The 19,247-nt window shown below is 49.4% G+C and carries 17 protein-coding genes and 1 other annotated feature; of the genes, 4 read left to right on the top strand and 13 right to left on the bottom strand.

Features of this window, described 5'->3' with window-relative positions:
* The first annotated feature begins 188 nt into the window (after window positions 1–188).
* Together HJV72_RS04815 and aroA are read left to right on the top strand one after the other, a co-directional pair.
* A complete protein-coding gene (locus HJV72_RS04815) occupies window positions 189–1,283 on the top strand; it encodes a prephenate dehydrogenase (RefSeq protein WP_208069167.1) in 1,095 nt (364 codons plus the stop codon).
* Window positions 1,273–2,571, top strand: a complete 1,299-nt coding sequence (gene aroA / locus HJV72_RS04820) for a 3-phosphoshikimate 1-carboxyvinyltransferase (protein WP_208069168.1) — start codon at window positions 1,273–1,275, stop codon at window positions 2,569–2,571. The genes HJV72_RS04815 and aroA overlap by 11 nt, the downstream gene beginning before the upstream one ends.
* Before the next feature lie 90 nt (window positions 2,572–2,661).
* Here the strand turns inward: aroA and HJV72_RS20120 are convergent, their stop codons facing one another.
* The 7 genes from HJV72_RS20120 to HJV72_RS04855 all read right to left on the bottom strand — a co-directional run bounded on the left by HJV72_RS20120 (window position 2,662) and on the right by HJV72_RS04855 (window position 8,462).
* Window positions 2,662–3,846, bottom strand: a complete 1,185-nt coding sequence (locus HJV72_RS20120; RefSeq protein ID WP_208069169.1) for an anti sigma factor C-terminal domain-containing protein — start codon at window positions 3,844–3,846, stop codon at window positions 2,662–2,664.
* Entirely contained in the window at window positions 3,843–4,487 is a 645-nt protein-coding gene (locus tag HJV72_RS04830; protein WP_208069170.1) for an RNA polymerase sigma factor, read from the bottom strand. The genes HJV72_RS20120 and HJV72_RS04830 overlap by 4 nt, the downstream gene beginning before the upstream one ends.
* The gene (locus tag HJV72_RS04835) at window positions 4,471–5,643 is read right to left on the bottom strand and encodes a SpoIIE family protein phosphatase (RefSeq protein WP_066578550.1); all 1,173 of its coding nucleotides are present in this window, start codon (window positions 5,641–5,643) and stop codon (window positions 4,471–4,473) included. The genes HJV72_RS04830 and HJV72_RS04835 overlap by 17 nt, the downstream gene beginning before the upstream one ends.
* A gap of 1 nt (window position 5,644) precedes the next feature.
* Entirely contained in the window at window positions 5,645–7,360 is a 1,716-nt protein-coding gene (locus HJV72_RS04840; RefSeq protein WP_208069178.1) for a [Fe-Fe] hydrogenase large subunit C-terminal domain-containing protein, read from the bottom strand.
* On the bottom strand, window positions 7,357–7,602 hold the full coding sequence (locus HJV72_RS04845; RefSeq protein WP_066578553.1) for a (2Fe-2S) ferredoxin domain-containing protein: 246 nt from the start codon (window positions 7,600–7,602) through the stop codon (window positions 7,357–7,359). Before HJV72_RS04845 ends, HJV72_RS04840 begins: the two co-directional genes overlap by 4 nt.
* Before the next feature lie 112 nt (window positions 7,603–7,714).
* Window positions 7,715–7,954, bottom strand: coding sequence for a barstar family protein (locus HJV72_RS04850; RefSeq protein WP_208069180.1), 240 nt, complete (start codon window positions 7,952–7,954; stop codon window positions 7,715–7,717).
* 13 nt (window positions 7,955–7,967) lie between these two features.
* Entirely contained in the window at window positions 7,968–8,462 is a 495-nt protein-coding gene (locus HJV72_RS04855) for a ribonuclease domain-containing protein (protein WP_208069182.1), read from the bottom strand.
* A 166-nt stretch (window positions 8,463–8,628) separates the two neighbouring features.
* Between HJV72_RS04855 and HJV72_RS04860 the strand changes: the two genes are divergently transcribed.
* Entirely contained in the window at window positions 8,629–9,957 is a 1,329-nt protein-coding gene (locus tag HJV72_RS04860; RefSeq protein ID WP_208069346.1) for a replication-associated recombination protein A, read from the top strand.
* Between the two features lie 132 nt (window positions 9,958–10,089).
* On the opposite strand, the gene HJV72_RS04865 is transcribed toward HJV72_RS04860, so the two are convergent.
* Entirely contained in the window at window positions 10,090–11,730 is a 1,641-nt protein-coding gene (locus HJV72_RS04865) for an ABC transporter permease (protein ID WP_208069184.1), read from the bottom strand.
* A gap of 940 nt (window positions 11,731–12,670) precedes the next feature.
* A complete protein-coding gene (locus HJV72_RS04870; RefSeq protein WP_208069186.1) occupies window positions 12,671–13,339 on the bottom strand; it encodes an ABC transporter ATP-binding protein in 669 nt (222 codons plus the stop codon).
* Window positions 13,340–13,591: 252 nt separating this feature from the next.
* Window positions 13,592–13,855: a binding site (T-box leader), on the top strand.
* Window positions 13,856–13,991: 136 nt separating this feature from the next.
* On the opposite strand from HJV72_RS04870, the gene HJV72_RS04875 reads away from it, so the two are divergent.
* The gene (locus tag HJV72_RS04875) at window positions 13,992–15,368 is read left to right on the top strand and encodes a TrpB-like pyridoxal phosphate-dependent enzyme (RefSeq protein WP_330618798.1); all 1,377 of its coding nucleotides are present in this window, start codon (window positions 13,992–13,994) and stop codon (window positions 15,366–15,368) included.
* A gap of 79 nt (window positions 15,369–15,447) precedes the next feature.
* Here the strand turns inward: HJV72_RS04875 and HJV72_RS04880 are convergent, their stop codons facing one another.
* From HJV72_RS04880 to HJV72_RS04895, 4 genes are read right to left on the bottom strand one after another with little or no spacing between them, the layout of a single operon-like run.
* A complete protein-coding gene (locus tag HJV72_RS04880; protein WP_243765519.1) occupies window positions 15,448–16,293 on the bottom strand; it encodes a M15 family metallopeptidase in 846 nt (281 codons plus the stop codon).
* A 46-nt stretch (window positions 16,294–16,339) separates the two neighbouring features.
* Window positions 16,340–17,122 (bottom strand): hypothetical protein, encoded by a 783-nt coding sequence (locus HJV72_RS04885; protein WP_208069188.1) that lies wholly within the window; start codon window positions 17,120–17,122, stop codon window positions 16,340–16,342.
* The gene (locus HJV72_RS04890) at window positions 17,119–18,552 is read right to left on the bottom strand and encodes a sensor histidine kinase (RefSeq protein WP_208069190.1); all 1,434 of its coding nucleotides are present in this window, start codon (window positions 18,550–18,552) and stop codon (window positions 17,119–17,121) included. The genes HJV72_RS04885 and HJV72_RS04890 overlap by 4 nt, the downstream gene beginning before the upstream one ends.
* Window positions 18,553–18,555: 3 nt before the next feature.
* Complete coding sequence (locus tag HJV72_RS04895) at window positions 18,556–19,209, bottom strand: response regulator transcription factor (RefSeq protein WP_208069350.1); 654 nt, start codon at window positions 19,207–19,209, stop codon at window positions 18,556–18,558.
* Between the last annotated feature and the right edge of the window lie 38 nt (window positions 19,210–19,247).

The following is a 19,247-nucleotide window of genomic DNA, read 5'->3' on the forward strand; positions in this document are numbered from 1 at the left end:
TTCGCTGCCTCCTTATATTGGTAGAATCTCATGTATATATTGTACTAAAACTTGTACGTTTTTACAACTCTTTTATACATACTTTACAACAAATAGTGCTTTTCTACTTTAAAGCGCTATAGTATTGACAAAAGATAGAAGAAAAGATAGAATTTAACCTATATCTATTTGAAGAAAGGTGTGTACCTATGTATCATAAAATTGGTTTTATCGGTCTCGGCCTTATCGGCGGTTCTATCGCGAAAGCTGTCCGGCAGTATTTTCCGGATTATGAAATCATAGCATTTGACAAGAACAGGGAGACGCTTGCCCTCGCCACGCAGGAGTCTTTGATTCATGTGGCGGCAACTTCTATTGACGACAATTTTAAAGGCTGTAGCTACATTTTCCTGTGCGCTCCTGTCTCTTACAATACCGCTTATCTGAAACAGATTGCGGGATATGTGAACGAAGGCTGTATCCTGACAGACGTAGGCAGCGTTAAGACGAACATCCATGAGGAGGTAGAAGCATTAGGGCTTGAAGAATACTTTATCGGCGGACACCCGATGGCAGGATCTGAAAAAAGTGGCTATGTGAACTCCAAAGCCATGCTCATCGAAAATGCGTACTATGTCCTGACGCCGTCCCCAAAGGTTCCGGTGGAAAAGATAGAAAGGTACCAGGCATTTGTCAAAGCTTTGAAGGCCATTCCGGTCATCCTGGGATATCGGGAACACGATTATGTCACCGGTACAATCAGCCATCTGCCCCACATCATCGCCTCCAGCCTTGTAAACTTCGTGAGGGATACGGATACGGAAGAGGAGATGATGAAGCAGCTGGCTGCCGGCGGGTTCAAAGACATCACACGGATAGCGTCGTCTTCTCCTACCATGTGGCAGCATATCTGCCTGAAGAATAAGGAGAATATCTCCAAAATTCTGGAGGAATATATAGAAACGCTTCAGGAGGCCAAAAGAATCGTCGATGCCGGTGATGAACGGGGGCTTTATCATCTGTTCGACAGCTCCCGCAGCTACCGCAATTCCATACCGGAATCTTCCGCGGGTCCAATCAAAAAGGCTTTTGCCGTATATTGCGACATCATAGACGAAGCAGGCGGTATCGCTGCTATCGCTACCATACTGGCGTCCAACAATCTGAATATTAAAAATATAGGAATCGTACACAACAGAGAATTTGAAGAAGGGGTTCTGCGCATTGAATTCTACGATGAGGTCTCATCCTCAAGAGCGGCGGATTTACTGCAGAAATTCAGGTATATCGTATATGAGCGTTAAGTATATCAGTAAAGCTTCGGGGCTTAGAGGAACGGTAGTTGTCCCCGGCGACAAGTCCATCTCCCACCGTGCCGTCATGCTTGGCTCCATAGCACTTGGAACGACGGAAATCACCAATTTCCTGGAAGGTGCGGATTGTCTGGCAACCATCGGCTGCTTCCGGAACATGGGCGTGGAAATCGAACATAAGCCCAAGAGCGTCCTCGTACATGGCAAAGGCCTCAGAGGCCTGCGCGCACCTGAAGGGGTATTGGATGTAGGAAACAGCGGAACGACCACCCGCCTGATATCCGGAATTCTAAGCGGGCAGAACTTTACTTCCGTCCTCTCCGGCGACGAATCCTTAAATTCCCGGCCCATGGGACGAATCATCACTCCCCTCGGGCGCATGGGGGCCAGGGTCACAAGCGTGGATGGCAGCGGCTGTGCACCGCTGAAAGTCGAGCCGGGCTGTATACATGGCATCCACTATGAATCCCCCGTGGCATCTGCCCAGGTTAAGTCTGCCGTCCTGCTGGCCGGGTTATATGCGGACAGCGAGACTTCTGTCACAGAACCGGCCCTGTCACGGAACCATACGGAACGGATGCTCCAGAGCTTCGGTGCCGCTCTGACAGCGACGATGCATCCGGACGGACGTGCCACCGCCACGGTAGCGCCCTGCCAGGAGCTATACGGCCAACAGATTGATATACCCGGAGATATCTCGTCCGCAGCATACTTTATCGCGGCCGGGCTTACCGTACCCGGTTCCGAACTCCTGATTAAAAATGTAGGCACCAACTTTACAAGGGCCGGTTTCCTGAGCGTATGCCAGAACATGGGGGCAGATATCACCCTTATCAACGAGGCCATACAGAGCGGCGAACCGTGCGCAGACATCCTCGTAAGGCCGGGTCGACTCCACGGAACCGTTATCGAGGGAGACCTCATCCCGTCACTCATCGACGAGATTCCTGTCATCGCCGTCATGGCTGCATGCGCTGAAGGGACTACTATTATCCGCGATGCGGCTGAACTTAAGGTCAAGGAGACAGACCGTATTCAAACCGTTACTGAAAATCTTCGCGCTATGGGTGCACATATCACCCCGACAGAAGACGGCATGGTGATAGAAGGGGGCCGCGTGTTAAAGGGGGCATCCATCGAAAGCCATATGGACCACCGCATCGCCATGTCCTTTGCCATTGCAGGCTTATCGGCGGAAGGTGAGACCCAGATTCATAACAGCCAATGCGTAGATGTATCCTATCCCACATTCTGGGAGACAATCGAGAGTCTTCACTAAATTCCGCTGACTTATCAATCGGGTACAGGTCAAAAGTCAATTAGGGACGTAACTAAATTCAAAAAGGTTACGTCCCTATTCACATAATTTTCACAATTTTAGCTGAGCGTCTATAAGGTATATGCCGTCTACATCTGGATCTGACAGCATTTGCAGCAGCTCGTCCCTGCCGGCATTTACCACCACGCCATATCCGTTTACACCATTCTTCTGCACGTAATCCAGCGCACCTTCATACTGCTGTCTGTCGAATACGTTCTCCCCCGGTACGACTGATGCGAATATCTGTCCGAACGCTTCGTTATCTTTCATGTAAGCTAGCATGGAGGTGACATGCTGCGTCAGTACATCCGCGTCTATCTCTCCCTCCTCTTCGTACTGTGCCAGATCCAAGTATGGGTATCTTTTCTGGTCATAGCTGTCTGTCCTTACGTAGCCTGCGGCATCCGGCCTGTATCCCATGTAGCCGGACATGGTTCCTCTCTGGTCCTCATATGTCTCGAAAGGAACATAGAGATATTCTCCGCTGTATTTTTTCATGAACGCTGCAAGCTGCTCCGTATCTTTTGTCTCTTTGAAGGACAGAGCAGCGCGAACCACCATAGATTCTGACAAGCCGCGAAGTTTTACGGCAGCTTCCTCTGCTGTCGTTCCGGCGAATGTCTCCCTGTCTTCCACAGAGTAGGTAAATGCATTTCCGGGAAGATCCGGCTGGTTCCAGCTCATATCTGTCCAGTAGAGATGGTTCTTATTCAGTTCCAGATAATGATGGCTTATCCGGCCGTTTATCTGCGTCTGTACGTCCAGGGAATGCCTTCCGTACCCCTCCGGGCGTACGTTGACGGAGGCGAACCCTTTGTCCCCGCACACAAGCTCCATATATACCGCCATGTTCAAATCAAGAGGGGGCTGTGATTCTCTGGGACTGGACGGGTTATAATATATGGCATCCATAACAGGAGACAGGGCATAGATAGCCAGAAATACGAGCAGCAGCACGACCGCACCTGTCAGCACCGCATAGTGCCGCAGCTTTCTGTTTACCGCGCGGGATATCCTGCGGCCCATTTCATTGTAAGCCCATCCCTTTTCTGCCCTTCCGTTATTTTCCGCTCCGGCAGGCCCCTCTTCTTCAGCATACAACGTCTCATCCATACTGCTGTCCAGATATTCCAGCAGCACTCTTGTCTTATTCAAGTCCTCCTCTATCCGGGCCTTCTCCTCTTCCCCTATCTCTCCTTTTACATATTTTCTGAACCGTTCTTCATAATTCACCTGCCACACCTTCTTTCTGAATCCGTTTCGTCTGCACGCCGCCCGTCCGTCTCCTCCAGCATCTTCTTAAGCTTTTGCTTGGACCGGTGAAGGATGACCCGGGTATTGCCATGTCCTGTTCCAAGCTGCCGGCTGATTTCTTCCTGTGAAAGGCCGGCAAAGTAATATAACACGACCGCTTCCCGTTCTCGTCTGCCCAGCTGGAGAATCATCTCGTATAATCTCCGGTTCTGCTCCTTTTGTATAAGCAGTTCCAACACTTCTTCCGCCTCGTCAGTCATTGCCATCTCCTCTATGGCATCAAATCTGCGGTCTCTTCTCCACAGGTCTATGTACAGATTTCTAGCCACCTTAAGCAGCCACGGAAGTACCAGCTCTGCCTGTTCGAGGGAGCAAAGGGCCTTCAGGAACGTCTCCTGCGTCAGATCCTCGGCTGTCTCGCGGCTGTGACAAAGAGAAAAAAGATAGAGATATACCGGTTTCATATACTTCATATACACTTGTTCAAGCAGATCTTTTTCCACTTTATCACCCCCTTTAACATATACACGTATGAATACGGAAAATGTTACACATGCAGACAGGGACAGGAACGCCCGCTGCGCCCTGTCCCTGCATATGCTCCTAATAATATCTGACATTAACATTTTTTCCGATATGCTCTGCGCATTCTTTCAGCTGGTCCACAAGATTCATGCGGATGCTCAGGTCAAACGGCAGGTTGGAATTCTGATGTGCCGTGTTGACTGCCTTTCCGACAAACAGATTCAGTTCCGTACACTCTTCTATCATCAGTTTCGCCAGCTTCGCCGCCCCGTTTTCCGCATCAAGCTCATCAAAGAACGCCTCGTCAAATTCATCCTGTTCGTAACGTCTCAGAAGGTTCAGCGCTTTCCCAAGCGTCAGCACTCCTTCCGTCACAAGATCCAGCCCTTCAATCGTCGCGGTAGGCGGTACGTTCGGATCTGCGTAGTTCAGGGAAGTGACAATATCCTTGCGCAGTACCCTTGCGACGATATTGGCGCTCGTTCCGCCGCAGACGACCTTCTTCCCCTCGCCGCGCATGAAGTCCTTCACCACCCGCTCATCATCTTCTTTTTGCGTCGGCGGTCCGGTGAACAGATTGACGATACGCCGTTCGATCACCCGGGTGACGGCAATGGTCGTATCGTCCCCCGGCTTCTGACCGTACAAATCGTCGCAGGCTTTGCTGAGCATGGCTGCCAGGCGGGAAGCCGAAAGCGTCTCTTTCGTACATTTCAGCGTGTATTCCGCCATACTCTCCCAAGTCCAGCCAAAGTTCAGCAGCTCTCCTACGCCGGCATAGATGACACCGTCGCTCATAAGTACAAAACAGTCATTCAGCTGCACCTTGAACCGGTACAGATGAATCACCTTGTCTTCTATCACCCGCTCCTCGTAGGGATAGTCCACCACCTTACCGTCTCTAACGAACACGCAGGACGGATTGTCAAACTCCACGAGATACGCATCTCCGTTGTGGAATATCTGCAGGATGCTGAATGTCGCATATGCCACTTCCCGCACCTTGCAGACCGGCAGCGTCTTCGCAATCGTCTCCACGCAGTCCTCAATCGGCGCCCCCTCCAGATACATGGTAGCCAGTATCTTGGACGTGAGCGTAGCGAGGATATTGGCTTTGACGCCACTGCCCATGCCGTCGGCCAGAATCACGATCTCGGAATCTTCGGTCTTGAGCACTTCCACCTTGTCGCCGCACAGCTCTTCCCCGTGCTTGTTCAGGCTCTTCCATGCCACATCTACACTTACATTCATGCTACTCTCCTTCTTCTTCAAAAAGAATAGAATCTCTTAGCTTGGACAGGGTCACCTTCGTCTCTGCCGTCGTCTCCCCGAGCAGGCCCGCAATCTCCTGCGCGACCATCATCTGCTTGTCGATGACCCTCTGCGCCATCTCCACCGTCTCTATCTTCAAGTTATAGTGCTGCTCTTTCGCTTTTTCTTCCTTCGTGATATCCTGGTACGTCACAAGGACGGATTCCAGGCTCTCAATATATATGATAGACTCTACGACCGTCATCCCGATGGACTCAAGCCCCACCTTCTTATGTATGATCTGATGCTTCGTACGGAGCACTTCTGATATGTCCCTGTCATCCAGGAACTCGAATATGTACCGCTCCAGAGCTTCTTCCCGGGAGACGTCCAGCATCTCCTGCGCCTTCTTGTTGCATTCCCTGATGCGCATGTCCTTGTCCACGATAAGAATCATGCTCGGCGTCACATCCATGACGACGTTGGACATGGACTCCGCCTGCTCGAGCGCATGGGGCAGGCACATCCCTATCTCCGCCTTCCTCTGGTACACCGCCACAGCCTTAGCCCGGCATGTAGGATAGCCGCAAGCCCCGCAGTTGAGCTCATCCTCGGCCGTATATTTGCCCATGGCCTTCAGAACTTCCCGCATCTCGGTACTGTCGGGCATCTTGTCCGCCACGTGGCGGTCATGGAATTCCTTTTCCATGGATATGTTCCCGCAGGCAATCCCTTCTGCGGGCTCTCTGTGTCCGACCTGGTCTTCCACATTCATCTTCGCCTTGATGACCGTCTGCTGCCATTTATCGGAGGCAGGTCCCTTGATACAGCCGCCCTCACAGACATTCACCTCAAAGAAGCAGTCCTCCACCTCTCCCCTTGTAAGCTCCTCGAACAGCTCCATGCAAGGCTTCAGCCCGTCTACATACGCTTTATAATAATTGTCTTCCACGGAATCTGCCAGTATCGACTTGACGATTCCCCCTCCGACAGGATACAGCTTATTGACCCGCGGGTCCGGATTGCCGACCGGCCTGTCCTCGCATGCAGATACGTCGATGCCTTCCGCCGCCCACCACTTTGTAATCTCTTCAAATGTAAGGATGGCATCTACCGCGCCGATTACCCTCTTGTCCCCGATCGCCTCTTCCTTCTTGGCGATGCACGGCCCGAGGAATACGACCTTCGTGTCATCCCCGTATATGCTTTTGATGAGACGTCCGTGGGCGATCATGGGGGACACGACCGGTGCCATCTGACTGGTCAGGGCAGGATAATACTTCTCAATCAGGTCGTTCACGCTCGGACAGCATGTCGTGATGATATTCTTCATCTTACCGTCCTTCAACAGCTTTCTGTACTCCTGGGTCACAAGGGCGGCCCCTTCTGCCGTCTCGCGCACTTCATAAAAGCCAAGCCTTAGCAGAGCGTCCACCACCTGCCCCGGCTTTCCATATTCCAGAACGCCAAGATAGGACGGCGCTATGGAGATGACCGTCTTCATCCCCTGCTTCAGATAGCCTTTTACCCGTTCCATATCACTGGCAAATGTCTTGGCATTCTGCGGACAGACTTCCAGGCAGTGTCCGCAGTTGATACAGTGATCCTTCATAATATGCGCCTGCTCATTCTGTACAGATATGGCTTTTACTTCGCAGTTACGCACACATTTATAACAGTGTCTGCAGCTTGCATCTCTAAAATCAATTACCCTCACCTGGCCGCCTCCTTCTGTATGACTTCATGGAAGAAATCTTCTGCATCTTCCGGCTTTACATGGTAGATATCCTCTCCAATCTTCACGCTTACCCCTTTGGAACAGGCTCCCATGCAGAAGGATCCGCACAGCTCTACCTGTGCATCAATCTGCTCTTCTTTGAGAAGCCTGCCAAATGTCTTTACAATCGCCTCCGACCCGCGCAGATGGCAGGAACTTCCGATACATATCTGGACTTTCATAATGTGCCCCTTTCCGCTCTGTGTGCAGATGCCCCGCCATTGATCCTTCTGCTTGGACGGCAAGGCCGGCCTGCACTTAAATATTTGCAATTATTATAACATTACCGGCGCATTAACGCAATTCGACTTCTATATCTGCTTCCCGCATTACTTCTATTATTTTTGATGCGCAGCAATCGGCATCGGCGCTGTTAGACAGGATGACCTTCAGACCGTCCAATTCCGTAAGGCAATCGTAGAGCGCATCCAGATTCGAACCGTAATAGTCCGGGAGCCCAAGCCGCTCTTTCAGGTATGCATGAGCCGCTTCCTTCTGGCAGAGTCTGCCCGCGTCCAGTGTAACTTCTTTCATTTTAACCCTCCTGTCATTCTTCTTCGTATAATAACTCAAAGCTTTCATAATGGTCTTCCGTGTAGTAGATCAGCCCGTCATCCGAATAGATAATCCTTTTGGCTCCCCGGTAACCGCCGTCACCGTCAATATCGCACTCATAATAGTTCCGGCCGGGCTTCTCAGGCAGAAGGCCTTCATAATTGCCAAAATGGTCCCCTCCGATGCTTTTCCCCGGTGCAGCTTCGCCCAGATTCCCTTTTTTACTGTCCCATCCATGCGCTTTTGCCTCCTTCTTCGTGATGAAGTTATCCGGAAGCCGGCCATAGGTATGAATATAAGCCGCAACCTCTGCTTTTGAAGTATATGTGCCGGCCTCCTCTACCTTGACCGTCTCATTCCTTCTTCCTGTCTCCTGAACGGTTCCGCCGCCGGACGTACTGCCCGTTGCCGGACCGCCACAGCCCCCGGCCAGCAGGCAGAGCAGCAGGGCGGCGATTCCTGCCAGATAGCGTATCTTTCTGTTCATGCTTCCCCTTTCTGCTTATTATGGTTTGATATTACTATTATACAGAGACTTTGTATCAACTGCAAACATCCCACATCTTTTTTCCCAATTCCTATTCCATTCTGAACGTATGTTTGGTATAATAGAATATATAGATTTATCATGTAGATAAGGAGCCGCCAGTATGATGGAACAGATTTCACTTTTTGATAATGAACGGGCAATCACCCCGCTTGCCAGCCGCCTACGCCCCGGAAGCCTCGATGAATTCGCCGGGCAGGAACACCTGCTCGGCCCCGGAAAGCTGCTGAGGCAGCTCATCGACAAGGACCAGATATCTTCCATGATATTCTGGGGACCTCCGGGTGTCGGGAAGACCACGCTGGCCCGTATCATCGCGGGAAGGACGAAAGCCGATTTTATCGATTTCAGCGCTGTCACCAGCGGCATAAAGGAAATCAAGGAAGTGATGACCAAGGCGGAAAAGGACCGGCATGCCGGCATCCGCACCCTCGTCTTTGTCGATGAGATCCATCGTTTCAACAAAGCCCAGCAGGATGCGTTTCTGCCGTATGTGGAGAAGGGCAGCATCATCCTAATAGGGGCGACGACGGAAAATCCTTCGTTCGAGATCAATGCCGCTCTCCTGTCCAGATGCAAGGTGTTCGTGCTCCATGCCCTGTCAGAGGACGACCTGCTTCACCTGCTTTGCCACGCGCTTGCCTCTCCTTCCGGGTTCGGGAATCTGGATGTGGATATCTCTGAAGACTCTCTGCGGATGATAGCGGGCTTTGCCAACGGGGACGCGCGTACTGCTCTGAATACGCTGGAGATGGCTGTCCTCAACGGGGAAATCACCCCTGAAAAGACGCTTGTCACGAAGTCGTCCATCGAACAATGTATCAGCAGGAAATCCCTGCTCTACGATAAGAATGGGGAGGAGCATTATAATCTCATATCGGCCCTGCACAAATCGATGCGCAACAGCGATCCGGACGCCGCCATATACTGGCTGGCCCGGATGCTGGAGGCCGGAGAGGACCCGCTCTATGTCGCCCGGCGGCTCGTGCGCTTTGCCAGCGAGGACGTGGGCATGGCGGACAGCCAGGCTCTGCCTCTGGCCGTGGCGGGCTATCAGGCCTGCCATTTCCTTGGGATGCCCGAGTGTAATGTCCACCTCACCCATGTCGTGACCTACTTGTCCATGGCTCCGAAATCCAATTCCCTGTATGTCGCTTATGAGACATGCCGCAAGGATGCCCAGGAACGTCTGGCGGAGCCGGTGCCGCTCCAGCTGCGCAATGCGCCGACTGCGCTGATGAAAGACCTGCGCTACGGAGTCGGCTATCAATACGCCCACGATAGCGCCGATAAGCTGACCGACATGCAGTGCATGCCTGACAGCCTTGCAGGCACGACCTATTACCATCCTACCGAAGAAGGAGCCGAAGCCCCTGTCAGACAACGGCTGCAGCAGATCCGGACCTATAGGAATCAAATAGAGCCCGGATTCTGAAGCAGTACCCATAATGCCGTTAAAAGCAGCATCCTACCAAAAACAGGGCGTGTTTCCCAACTTCAACACGCCCTGTTCCACTACTGCACGCGGTCATTCATACTCTTGTTTCCCATCATCCACATGAATGCGCTAATGCAGTCTTCTGATATTAGTTATGATACTGTTTCTGAGTATACGTTTTACCGGTACATATATCGTGATCAGACTAATTCCGGCACATACTACAACCGCTGTCAGAACAGAAAAAGCAAAATCGGAGAGATCTCCCGTGTTACTCATTACAGCAAGCTTAAAAGTTTTCATGCTGTCAAAACTTGTAGCGACACGTAATCTGAAAACAAACCAAGCAGAACAGATAAGCGCTCCTGCCCCTGTAATAATGACTGACTCGTATAGATATTCATAATAGTACATTTTCTTCAAATCGGATTTACTTATTCCCAAAGTCTGGAGTATGCCTATCCTTTTTCTTTCATAATTGAGATGACCCGCATTGCCCTGATACATAATTAATAAGTACAGCAGCCATACAGCCGTTATAATTACCACCATGCGGAATATATCCGAAACGAGCTGTCCGCGTATCTCCTCATATATGTTTCTTTCGTTAACCAGCCCTTCACCATTATGCATCGTGCTGAAAAAATCTGCTATTGCAATGTCCATTTCTTCAAAATCCGCATCCTCCGAATATGGAAATCGAACTGAATTATAAAGGTTTTCATCCTCAATTCCACAAAGTTTATCCAGGAATCTTTCCCCGACGGCTATAACCTGTTCTCCATACTGTGGGGCGGCATATATGATACCACCTACTTTTATCTTTCTCGTCCCCCATGGAGAAGATATATTGATATATGTTCCAGGCTGTATGGGATTATCCTCTTCGTATGTATATATGTGTCTTTTCTCAACCGAGCCTTCCGGGTCTATATAAACCGGCTCTTTATCGATGATGTCCGTGCCAACATCCCGGATTTGATATGGAGATAAAAACAGTATGCATTCTTCCCCCTCATTAAACGCATCCTCATCCAGCTCACCGTCAGCAACCGCATCCTGATAGCCGGACAGCCTTTCTTTCTCTTGCGGGCTGACTCCCCGGATTTCATTGAGTGTAAAGTAATCACCCTCTTTATCGTACGGCTCTGTACTATTGTGGACTTGAGCGTAACGCCGGTATGTCCTGACATATTCACTGTCCTTCCAGCCATTCCAGCTAATCGTAATCATCTGTTCCTTTCCTGAACAGTTGAGAAACTTTTCGTATTCTGCCGTTTCTATGCCCGGAATATCTTTTATGTTATCAATGTCCACATCTGATATTCCTTCTGTCAGATCAGGCGTTTGAAACAGATAATTATATCCTTTCTGTTCCTTCCAAAAACGATAATCCGACTCAGATTTTATAAACAGGTATGTGCAGACTGCTGAAATGACAATAACGATTATAGATATGCCGGCCCTAAAACCGATCCTGTCCCTATAGAACCTTCTATTTCGCTTCACCATGCTTTTTATCGTATGATATTCAGCTCTTTTAATATCTAATACCTTTTTTTCGTATCTTTCGCTGTCTTCCTTATATGAAGACATGATTTCCATCATACAGACCTGCATTGCCATGCCCAGATATCCAATCACGAAGACAATAGCACAGGCACCCCCTATCTGCAATATGTTCAGCCACTTAATCTCATAAAATACGGATATGCCCATTACTGATTTGACAATACTCAATAAAGCAATACTTCCTGCAGAACCAATCATGGCTCCTGCAAGTACAGAGAAGCCCAGGAAATATACACATTTCCACAAGGTCAGCAGCAATATCTGCCCCCTTCCGGCTCCCAAACCTCGGAGAATCAGCAGACTGTATCTCTCGTTTTTTGCAAACACCGTCAATAAATATCCGATAATAATAGTAGAGACAAGAATCAAAAACATGACCTGTTTCCCGTCCTCAGACAGTGTAGCTGCCAGGCTCATATTCCCGGGATACGCCTCTTCATTAAAAACAAACTCTGCCTCACTATTCTGACCAATCCGTGCAGACAGATTGTTAAGACTGCCTGCATTCATATCTGAAGTTTTAAAAAAATAAGTGATGCTATTATCACTTTCGGCAACTGTCTTGGAATTCTTGCCTTGAATCACAGATGGGAGCAAAGACCTGTCTACTGTCCAGTCTGTTCCCCATGTCTTGATAATACCGGTTATAATGACCTCTCTCCCAGACTTCCGGCTTCCTTCAGCATAATCCAAAGATACTTTATCACCAATATCAACAGTTCCGTCAAGCTGTTTCACAATTGAAGACGGCAGCGCTGCCTCTGTCTCTGTCACGGGCCATTTCCCGTCTTCCAGCTCCAAACGGGCAAGTTCCCTCGCTGTCTTGTCCACAGTTCCAACTTTGCCGCAATCCTTACCCTCTACACGTACATTGCCACCGGTCTCCATAGCGCCTATACTATAGACATCTTTCTGAGTTTCCAAAGTGTCCTTTAAATTAATGTCAGCACCTATGGCTGCTCCGGACCATTCCCCATATTTCTCATAGCGGTTCTCTTCTAAAGTTTTTTCAAAACTTCCTGCAAATATAACGAGCATAAAATTGACAGCATAAATCAGTATCAGCATTCCTGTCAACAGCCTCGTCTCTCTTTTTTTTCCTCTTATACTTTTTAAAGCAATTTTTCTCATAGTATTTTCATCCTATAATCATTCCATCTTGTAAACGAATTGATTTGTCTGCCTGTTCTGCAATTTCCATGTCATGGGTTACAAGCAGCACTGTCTGGTCAAACTCACGTTGCATAGCCTTCAGAAGATAAATAACCTTTTTGCTTGTTTCCACGTCCAGATTCCCTGTAGGTTCGTCAGCAAAAATTATGCTCGGCCTGGCTGCTAACGCTCTGGCAAGCGCTACTCTTTGTTGTTCACCTCCAGACAGCTGATTTGGAAATTTCAGCCTTAAGTCTGCGATATCCAGCATTTCCATAATCTTTTTAATATATCTTTTATCAGGTTTATTCTTATTAAGATACAAAGGCATCTTTATATTTTCTTCCACGCAAAATTCTGGCAGCAGATTATAGGATTGAAAAACAAATCCCATCTTCTGTCTGCGTAATTTTGACAGCTCGCTGTCTTTTAACTTATGTATATCCACGCCCTCAATCAGCACTTTTCCGCTGGTCGGTTTATCAAGACCGCTTAACAGATGTAAAAGTGTAGACTTGCCGGAACCGCTCTTTCCTATAATAGAATAAAACAGTCCCCTTTCGATAGCTAAATGAATTCCTTTGATTGCAGCAGCTTCTACCTCACCCGTTTTATAAACTTTACTAAGATTCTGTGCTTCTAAAACATTTGTCATATGTCTTATCCCCTATATCTTTATATATTGTCTTGCATTTTCACTAGTTCTTCAGTCGCTCATGTGCCTGTATGGTTTACGTATTGTTTTATTTTAATTTTAATACTTATCCTCATGTATCTCAACTATTTTTCCTCTAACAGTGCTCGTGAAACCTTCGTTTCAACATTTCAGCTCATTTAATATGAAATTATCTCAAAACTAAAAATTGTGTTGACTTTTCTTTATTACTGCATTATAATAAAGCAAAATCAAGAACCGATGAGCAAGAGTAGTAGCTTTAACGGTATATTTACAGAGAGTCACGTGATGGTGGAACCGTGATAATATCCGATTCAGTGAATGGACTTGCGAGGGCAAACCAAAATGGCATGTATCGTGTCAAAGTAGGAGCGACGGAATCCAACCGTTATCACATGGAACATGTATGTCTGTACATGTCTGAGCGCATTCTTTTCCTATCTGCCGAAAGAATGAATTTAGGTGGCACCGCAGGAACCCACTCCTGTCCTAATGATTTAGGACAGGAGTTTTTTACGTTATAGGAAATTACGTCCTATAAAGCCAAAACCCTCCGGGGGATGAAAACACCTGCGCTAAACCTCTCTGTCGGACTTAGCATTTATCAATCTCAAATGAAAGGAAGGAAAACATGATGAAAGAAGCAAAGAAAATCCCTTACAAAATCTACCTTGAAGAAAGTGAGATGCCAAAAGAATGGTATAATGTACGCGCCGATATGAAGAATAAGCCTGCACCGCTCTTAAATCCAGGCACTTTAGAGCCTATGACCTTTGAGGAGCTTCGCGGTGTATTCTGCGACGAGCTCGTAAGACAGGAGCTGGACGATACGACGCCTTACTTTGAAATACCACAGGAAATCCAAGATTTTTATAAGATGTACCGGCCTTCGCCGCTTGTCCGGGCATACTGCCTGGAGGAAGCGCTCCAGACACCGGCTAAGATCTATTACAAGTTCGAGGGCAATAATACTTCCGGCAGCCACAAGCTGAACTCTGCCATCGCGCAGGCATATTATGCCAAGAAGCAGGGACTCAAGGGCGTGACGACAGAGACCGGCGCCGGCCAGTGGGGTACGGCCCTGTCCATGGCATGTGCGTATCTCGGGCTGGACTGTCAGGTATACATGGTCAAATGCTCTTATGAGCAGAAGCCGTTCCGCCGGGAAGTGATGCGGACATACGGTGCCAACGTGACCCCCTCTCCGTCCGAGACTACCAATGTCGGACGCAAGATCCTCGCTGAGCATCCGGGTACTTCGGGGAGTCTTGGCTGTGCTATCTCTGAAGCGGTCGAGGCTGCGGTCTCACAGGACGGCTACCGCTATGTACTCGGCTCCGTCCTGTCACAGGTGCTGCTCCACCAGTCGGTCATCGGACTGGAGACGAAAGCGGCGCTTGACAAATATGGCATAACGCCTGATGTCATTATCGGATGTGCAGGCGGCGGCTCCAACCTCGGAGGTCTCATTTCCCCGTTCATGGGCGAAAAGTTAAGAGGGGAGAAGGACTATCAGATCATAGCGGTAGAACCCGCAAGCTGCCCAAGCATTACCCGCGGCAGATATGCCTACGACTTCTGTGATACCGGTATGGTATGCCCATTGGCCAAGATGTATACTCTCGGAAGCGGATTCATCCCGTCGCCGAACCATGCAGGAGGACTTCGCTACCACGGCATGAGTTCCGTCCTCTCACAGTTGTACGATGACAAGCTCATGGAAGCCATCTCCATCGAGCAGACCGCAGTCTTCGATGCCGCAACCAAGTTCGCCCGTATCGAAGGCATCCTCCCTGCTCCTGAGAGCAGCCACGCCATCAAGGCCGCCATGGATGAGGCGATGAAGTGCAAAGAGACCGGGGAAGAGAAGACCATCGTCTTCGGCCTCACCGGGACCGGCTACTTCGATATGGTGGCGTATGAAAAATTCAACAACGGCGAAATGACCGATTATATCCCGTCCGACGACGACCTGGCAAAAGGATTTGCCGGTCTGCCGGAAGTATAATCGACGTTTAGGTACAGGTCAAAACTCAAATGGGGACGTAACAAAATTAAATTTGATCACGTCCCCGTTCACAGTTTTTTCACATATTCACGTATTCTTCGAGGCAGATTCCCTGCCTCGTTATTTCTTCTGCCGCCTTTTTTCCCACATAGCGGTAATGCCACGGCTCGTAGCCGATGCCCGTTATATCGCTTTTGTCGGTGGGGTAGCGGAGGATGAATCCATATTCGCTGCAGTGTTCCATGAGCCACTTTTGTTCCGGCGTCTCTTCCTGTCCTTTGTCCAGAAGCTGGTACGACTCTGCCACGATGTCGACAGCCAGACCAAGCTCATGTTCGCTCGTACCCGGCGGCGCGACCCATACGGCCGCCTTCTTTTCCGCCTCTTTTCTGGAGCCGCTCTCCTTTATGCAGGACGCTACCTTTGCCTCATACAATAATCTCTGCTTTTCCGCCGTCCGATAAGAAGAACAGATGTAAGGAGAAAGCCCTTCACTCCTCGCCGCGTCCATCATATCCTGCAAATCTCTATATATACGCGAATCTACGGATTGTCCATTCTTTAGCAACGTAATGTCAATAGGATAACTTTCGGTAATCGGATGTGTTGCATTCACAAGCCTCAGATTCCATGCGGACACATCTGCCTGCCCATTCTGCAGCGTTTCTGCCTTCTCACCCGCAACGTCTGCTCCCGGCATGCCTGCATCTGCCCGATCCATTGTCTGTTCCTTGACACCGCTGTACTTATCCAAACATGTAAACCCGCAGATAAAGACGAGCAGGCAGATGATGGTTGCAGAGACGCCATAAAATATAACCTTGTCCTTTCTTTTCTGCCGCCAGCCCGTCTTCCTGTGCTTTTCCGTCTCCCTCCCGGATACACGGATATGCGCCGAACGCATCTCTGATTTATATCGGTTCATAAAAACCTCCCCTTTCATAAGGAATCTTCATTTCACCGATATTGTATTACCAAGTTGCATCCAATGCCCTGCTATCTCCCGTCGAAGTTGCATCATCTACTGTCGATGCCGAATTATCTCCATCCAGACCTAATGACAAAGTATCCGTCAGGCTGATATAGCCGTCCTCTCCCAGCTCTGACTGGTAAATGATGTATAAGACATCCGGATCTTCCGTCTCATACACGACTACCTCATCCATCGGTTGCCTGTCCATCTCTTTCAGCGTAATGCCGAGATACTCCGCCCACTTCTCCCAGGCATTGTCGGTCAGCCTGATGCCGGCTCCTGCCTCTTCTGGAGATATGCTGATCTCATACAAGACTTCTGTCTCTTCGTCAATCAGAAAACTAAAGAAAAGCCCGCTGCACTCGGCTACAATGTAAAAGCATCGAATCTTCTGCTGTGCATCCTCCTCTGCGTAATACATCCGCATCGCTTCCTTAACCGAGATACTTCCGGTCAGCCCTTCTCCTGTCACGATGCCGCTCTGTAACAGCTTTTCAAACCCTTTTTCCACAAGTTCTGCCGGTCTGTTATCTGCCGCACTATATACGACTTTTCCTGATATGACTTCACTTCCCGTCTGGCGCGCCCTGTTAATGACAGACAGCTTCTTTAGCGTATCCGACGACGGCTTCTCCGGTTTTGCAGCTTCCTTCAGCTGCTCTGTCTGTACATCTGCAAGCAGCTTCTTTTCCTCATATCCGGACAGAGCGACAGGCACGTATACCGACGCTCCAAGAACCACTGCTAAAAGGAGGACTGCCACCCATGTCCTGTTCTTCATCCCTGCCTCCTTTCCCCGGCATCTCCGGGGGCTCTGCTGCCGGACCTGAGATAGACGGACACCCGTGTTCCCCTGCCTTCCCGGCTTGTGAACTTCATCCTCCCCCGATGCAGCCCTACGATTTTCGAACAGAGCGCGAGCCCCATGCCTGCCCCGCCCTGGGCGCGGGCTCTTGACTTATCTACCATATAGAACGCTTCTGTAATCTTGGAAAGCTCCCCTTCTGGAATGCCCTTTCCATTGTCTTCCACAGATATGCAGTATGCCCCGTTCGGAAGCTTCCTGCCCGCGAGCACGATGCTGCCTTCATCATCAACGGCTTTCCGCGCATTATCCAGCAGATTCATGCAGACCGTCTTCATAAGGTCCGGTTCCACTCTAAATGCAGCATCCTGAATCCTGGTGGAAAATGATATGCCGCTGTCTGAGACAACCGGGGAAAACGCATCTGCAATCCGCCCCAGGAACTCGCGCATATGGACCGGACGAAATGTAAAGTCCTGCTTTTCCAGCACAATCAGGTCCATCAGCTTCAGGGACAATGTCTCCAGCCTCTTGCCTTCCGTATAGATATAATCTGCACACGCCATCCGGCGCTCCGATTCCATCTCCTTGGATCGGATCATATCCGCATACCCTATGATGGACGTCAGCGGCGTCTTCAGCTCATGGGAGAAATTATCTACAAAGTCTTTCTGACGCCGTGAATATTCCTTCAGTTCATTTACCATGTCCTCAAGCTTCACCGACATCTGTTCAAAATCTGACGCAAGTTCTCCAATCTCATCGTTCCTTGCTATATTGAGCTGCTGCCTGAAGCTTCCGTCCGCCATCTGCTTCGTCGCCGAAGAAAGCTTTTTAAGCGGAGACAGCAGGAGGCTTGACACGACAAAGGATACAAGCCCGACACCGGCGAAAAGCACGCACAGCAGTACGGCAAACGTCATATACTGCTGCCTCTTCGCCTCGAACAGGTATGTAATCTCTCTGTAGCTCTCCAGATACATCACCTCGCCTCTTGCATATATCGGCCTTACAGCATGGATATAGTAATTCCCTTTTGACTTATATATCTCATAACCTTTCTTATTGCCGCTTAGCTTGTCATATATTTCCCTGCCGCCCGACAGCCCGCTGTTCCTGTAGATTACCGAACCTTCTTCATCGCTTACTGCAAACGGAATCGAGCCTCCCGAGACGTTGACCGTGATATTATCTGCTATTTCAGGCACTTCTTCCTCCATGGAAGTCAGATCCTTCAGCTCCTGGTCCATAATCTGCCAGAGGATATCATTCTCAGAATAGGCGGCATCTATCTCTCGGTCCAGCGAAAGCCGGAACTGCGAGCGGATAAGATAGTACCCGCCCACGCTGCATGTAAATGCGGCGATAATGATGGTACTGCAAAAGATTTTCCAAAAAAACTTCAACTGCTACGCCTCCAGACGATATCCGACTTTGTATACAGGGACTATCTTATGCTCCAGCCCGAGCTTCCTGCGCATACGCTGCACATGAAGATCAACGGTACGGCTGTCACCGAGATACGTCTCCCCCCACACACGTTCATAGAGGAAGTCCCGGTACAGGGCGATATTCCGATTCTGCGCGAATAAGAGCAGCAGGTCGTATTCTTTGGCGGTGAGCGCTACCGGATCCTCACCTTTTTTAACGGTCCGCGACAGCGTGTCCACCGTAATGTCATAGAGCGTCACATACCGCTGTGTCTTACCGTATCTTCTCAGGACCGTCTCTACCCTTGCCAGCAGCTCTACGATTTCAAACGGCTTTGTTATATAGTCTTCCGCACCGGATTTCAAGCCCTTCACCTTATCAAGGACATCCCCCTTTGCAGTCAGAAATATGACAGGGATGCCGAGCGGTTTTATATACTCGAGAAGCTCATATCCGTCAATCTCAGGAAGCATGATATCCAGAAGCACCAGGTCATAGCGTTCGCACTCGACCATATCCGCCGCCTGCATCCCGTCGAAAGCGCAGAAACAGAGGTACCCCGCATCACTTAAGTTCTCCTTTATCAGGTTGGATATGGGCACCTCATCCTCTACGATCAATATTTTGTTCATCATACAGCCACCTCATATATTCCATAAACTTTCTCATA

Source organism: Extibacter sp. GGCC_0201, assembly GCF_017566055.1.
GTDB lineage: Bacteria > Bacillota > Clostridia > Lachnospirales > Lachnospiraceae > Extibacter.

Coding starts and splice junctions, on each gene's coding strand:
- HJV72_RS04880 (WP_243765519.1), bottom strand. CDS start 16,293: ATGAACCGATATAAATCAGAGATGCGTTCGGCGCATATCCGTGTATCC.
- HJV72_RS04875 (WP_330618798.1), top strand. CDS start 13,992: ATGATGAAAGAAGCAAAGAAAATCCCTTACAAAATCTACCTTGAAGAA.
- HJV72_RS04870 (WP_208069186.1), bottom strand. CDS start 13,339: ATGACAAATGTTTTAGAAGCACAGAATCTTAGTAAAGTTTATAAAACG.
- HJV72_RS04835 (WP_066578550.1), bottom strand. CDS start 5,643: ATGAATGTAAGTGTAGATGTGGCATGGAAGAGCCTGAACAAGCACGGG.
- HJV72_RS04850 (WP_208069180.1), bottom strand. CDS start 7,954: ATGAAAGAAGTTACACTGGACGCGGGCAGACTCTGCCAGAAGGAAGCG.
- HJV72_RS04815 (WP_208069167.1), top strand. CDS start 189: ATGTATCATAAAATTGGTTTTATCGGTCTCGGCCTTATCGGCGGTTCT.
- HJV72_RS04855 (WP_208069182.1), bottom strand. CDS start 8,462: ATGAACAGAAAGATACGCTATCTGGCAGGAATCGCCGCCCTGCTGCTC.
- aroA (WP_208069168.1), top strand. CDS start 1,273: ATGAGCGTTAAGTATATCAGTAAAGCTTCGGGGCTTAGAGGAACGGTA.
- HJV72_RS04860 (WP_208069346.1), top strand. CDS start 8,629: ATGGAACAGATTTCACTTTTTGATAATGAACGGGCAATCACCCCGCTT.
- HJV72_RS04885 (WP_208069188.1), bottom strand. CDS start 17,122: ATGAAGAACAGGACATGGGTGGCAGTCCTCCTTTTAGCAGTGGTTCTT.
- HJV72_RS04845 (WP_066578553.1), bottom strand. CDS start 7,602: ATGAAAGTCCAGATATGTATCGGAAGTTCCTGCCATCTGCGCGGGTCG.
- HJV72_RS04865 (WP_208069184.1), bottom strand. CDS start 11,730: ATGATTGGTTCTGCAGGAAGTATTGCTTTATTGAGTATTGTCAAATCA.
- HJV72_RS04895 (WP_208069350.1), bottom strand. CDS start 19,209: ATGAACAAAATATTGATCGTAGAGGATGAGGTGCCCATATCCAACCTG.
- HJV72_RS04830 (WP_208069170.1), bottom strand. CDS start 4,487: ATGTCAGATATTATTAGGAGCATATGCAGGGACAGGGCGCAGCGGGCG.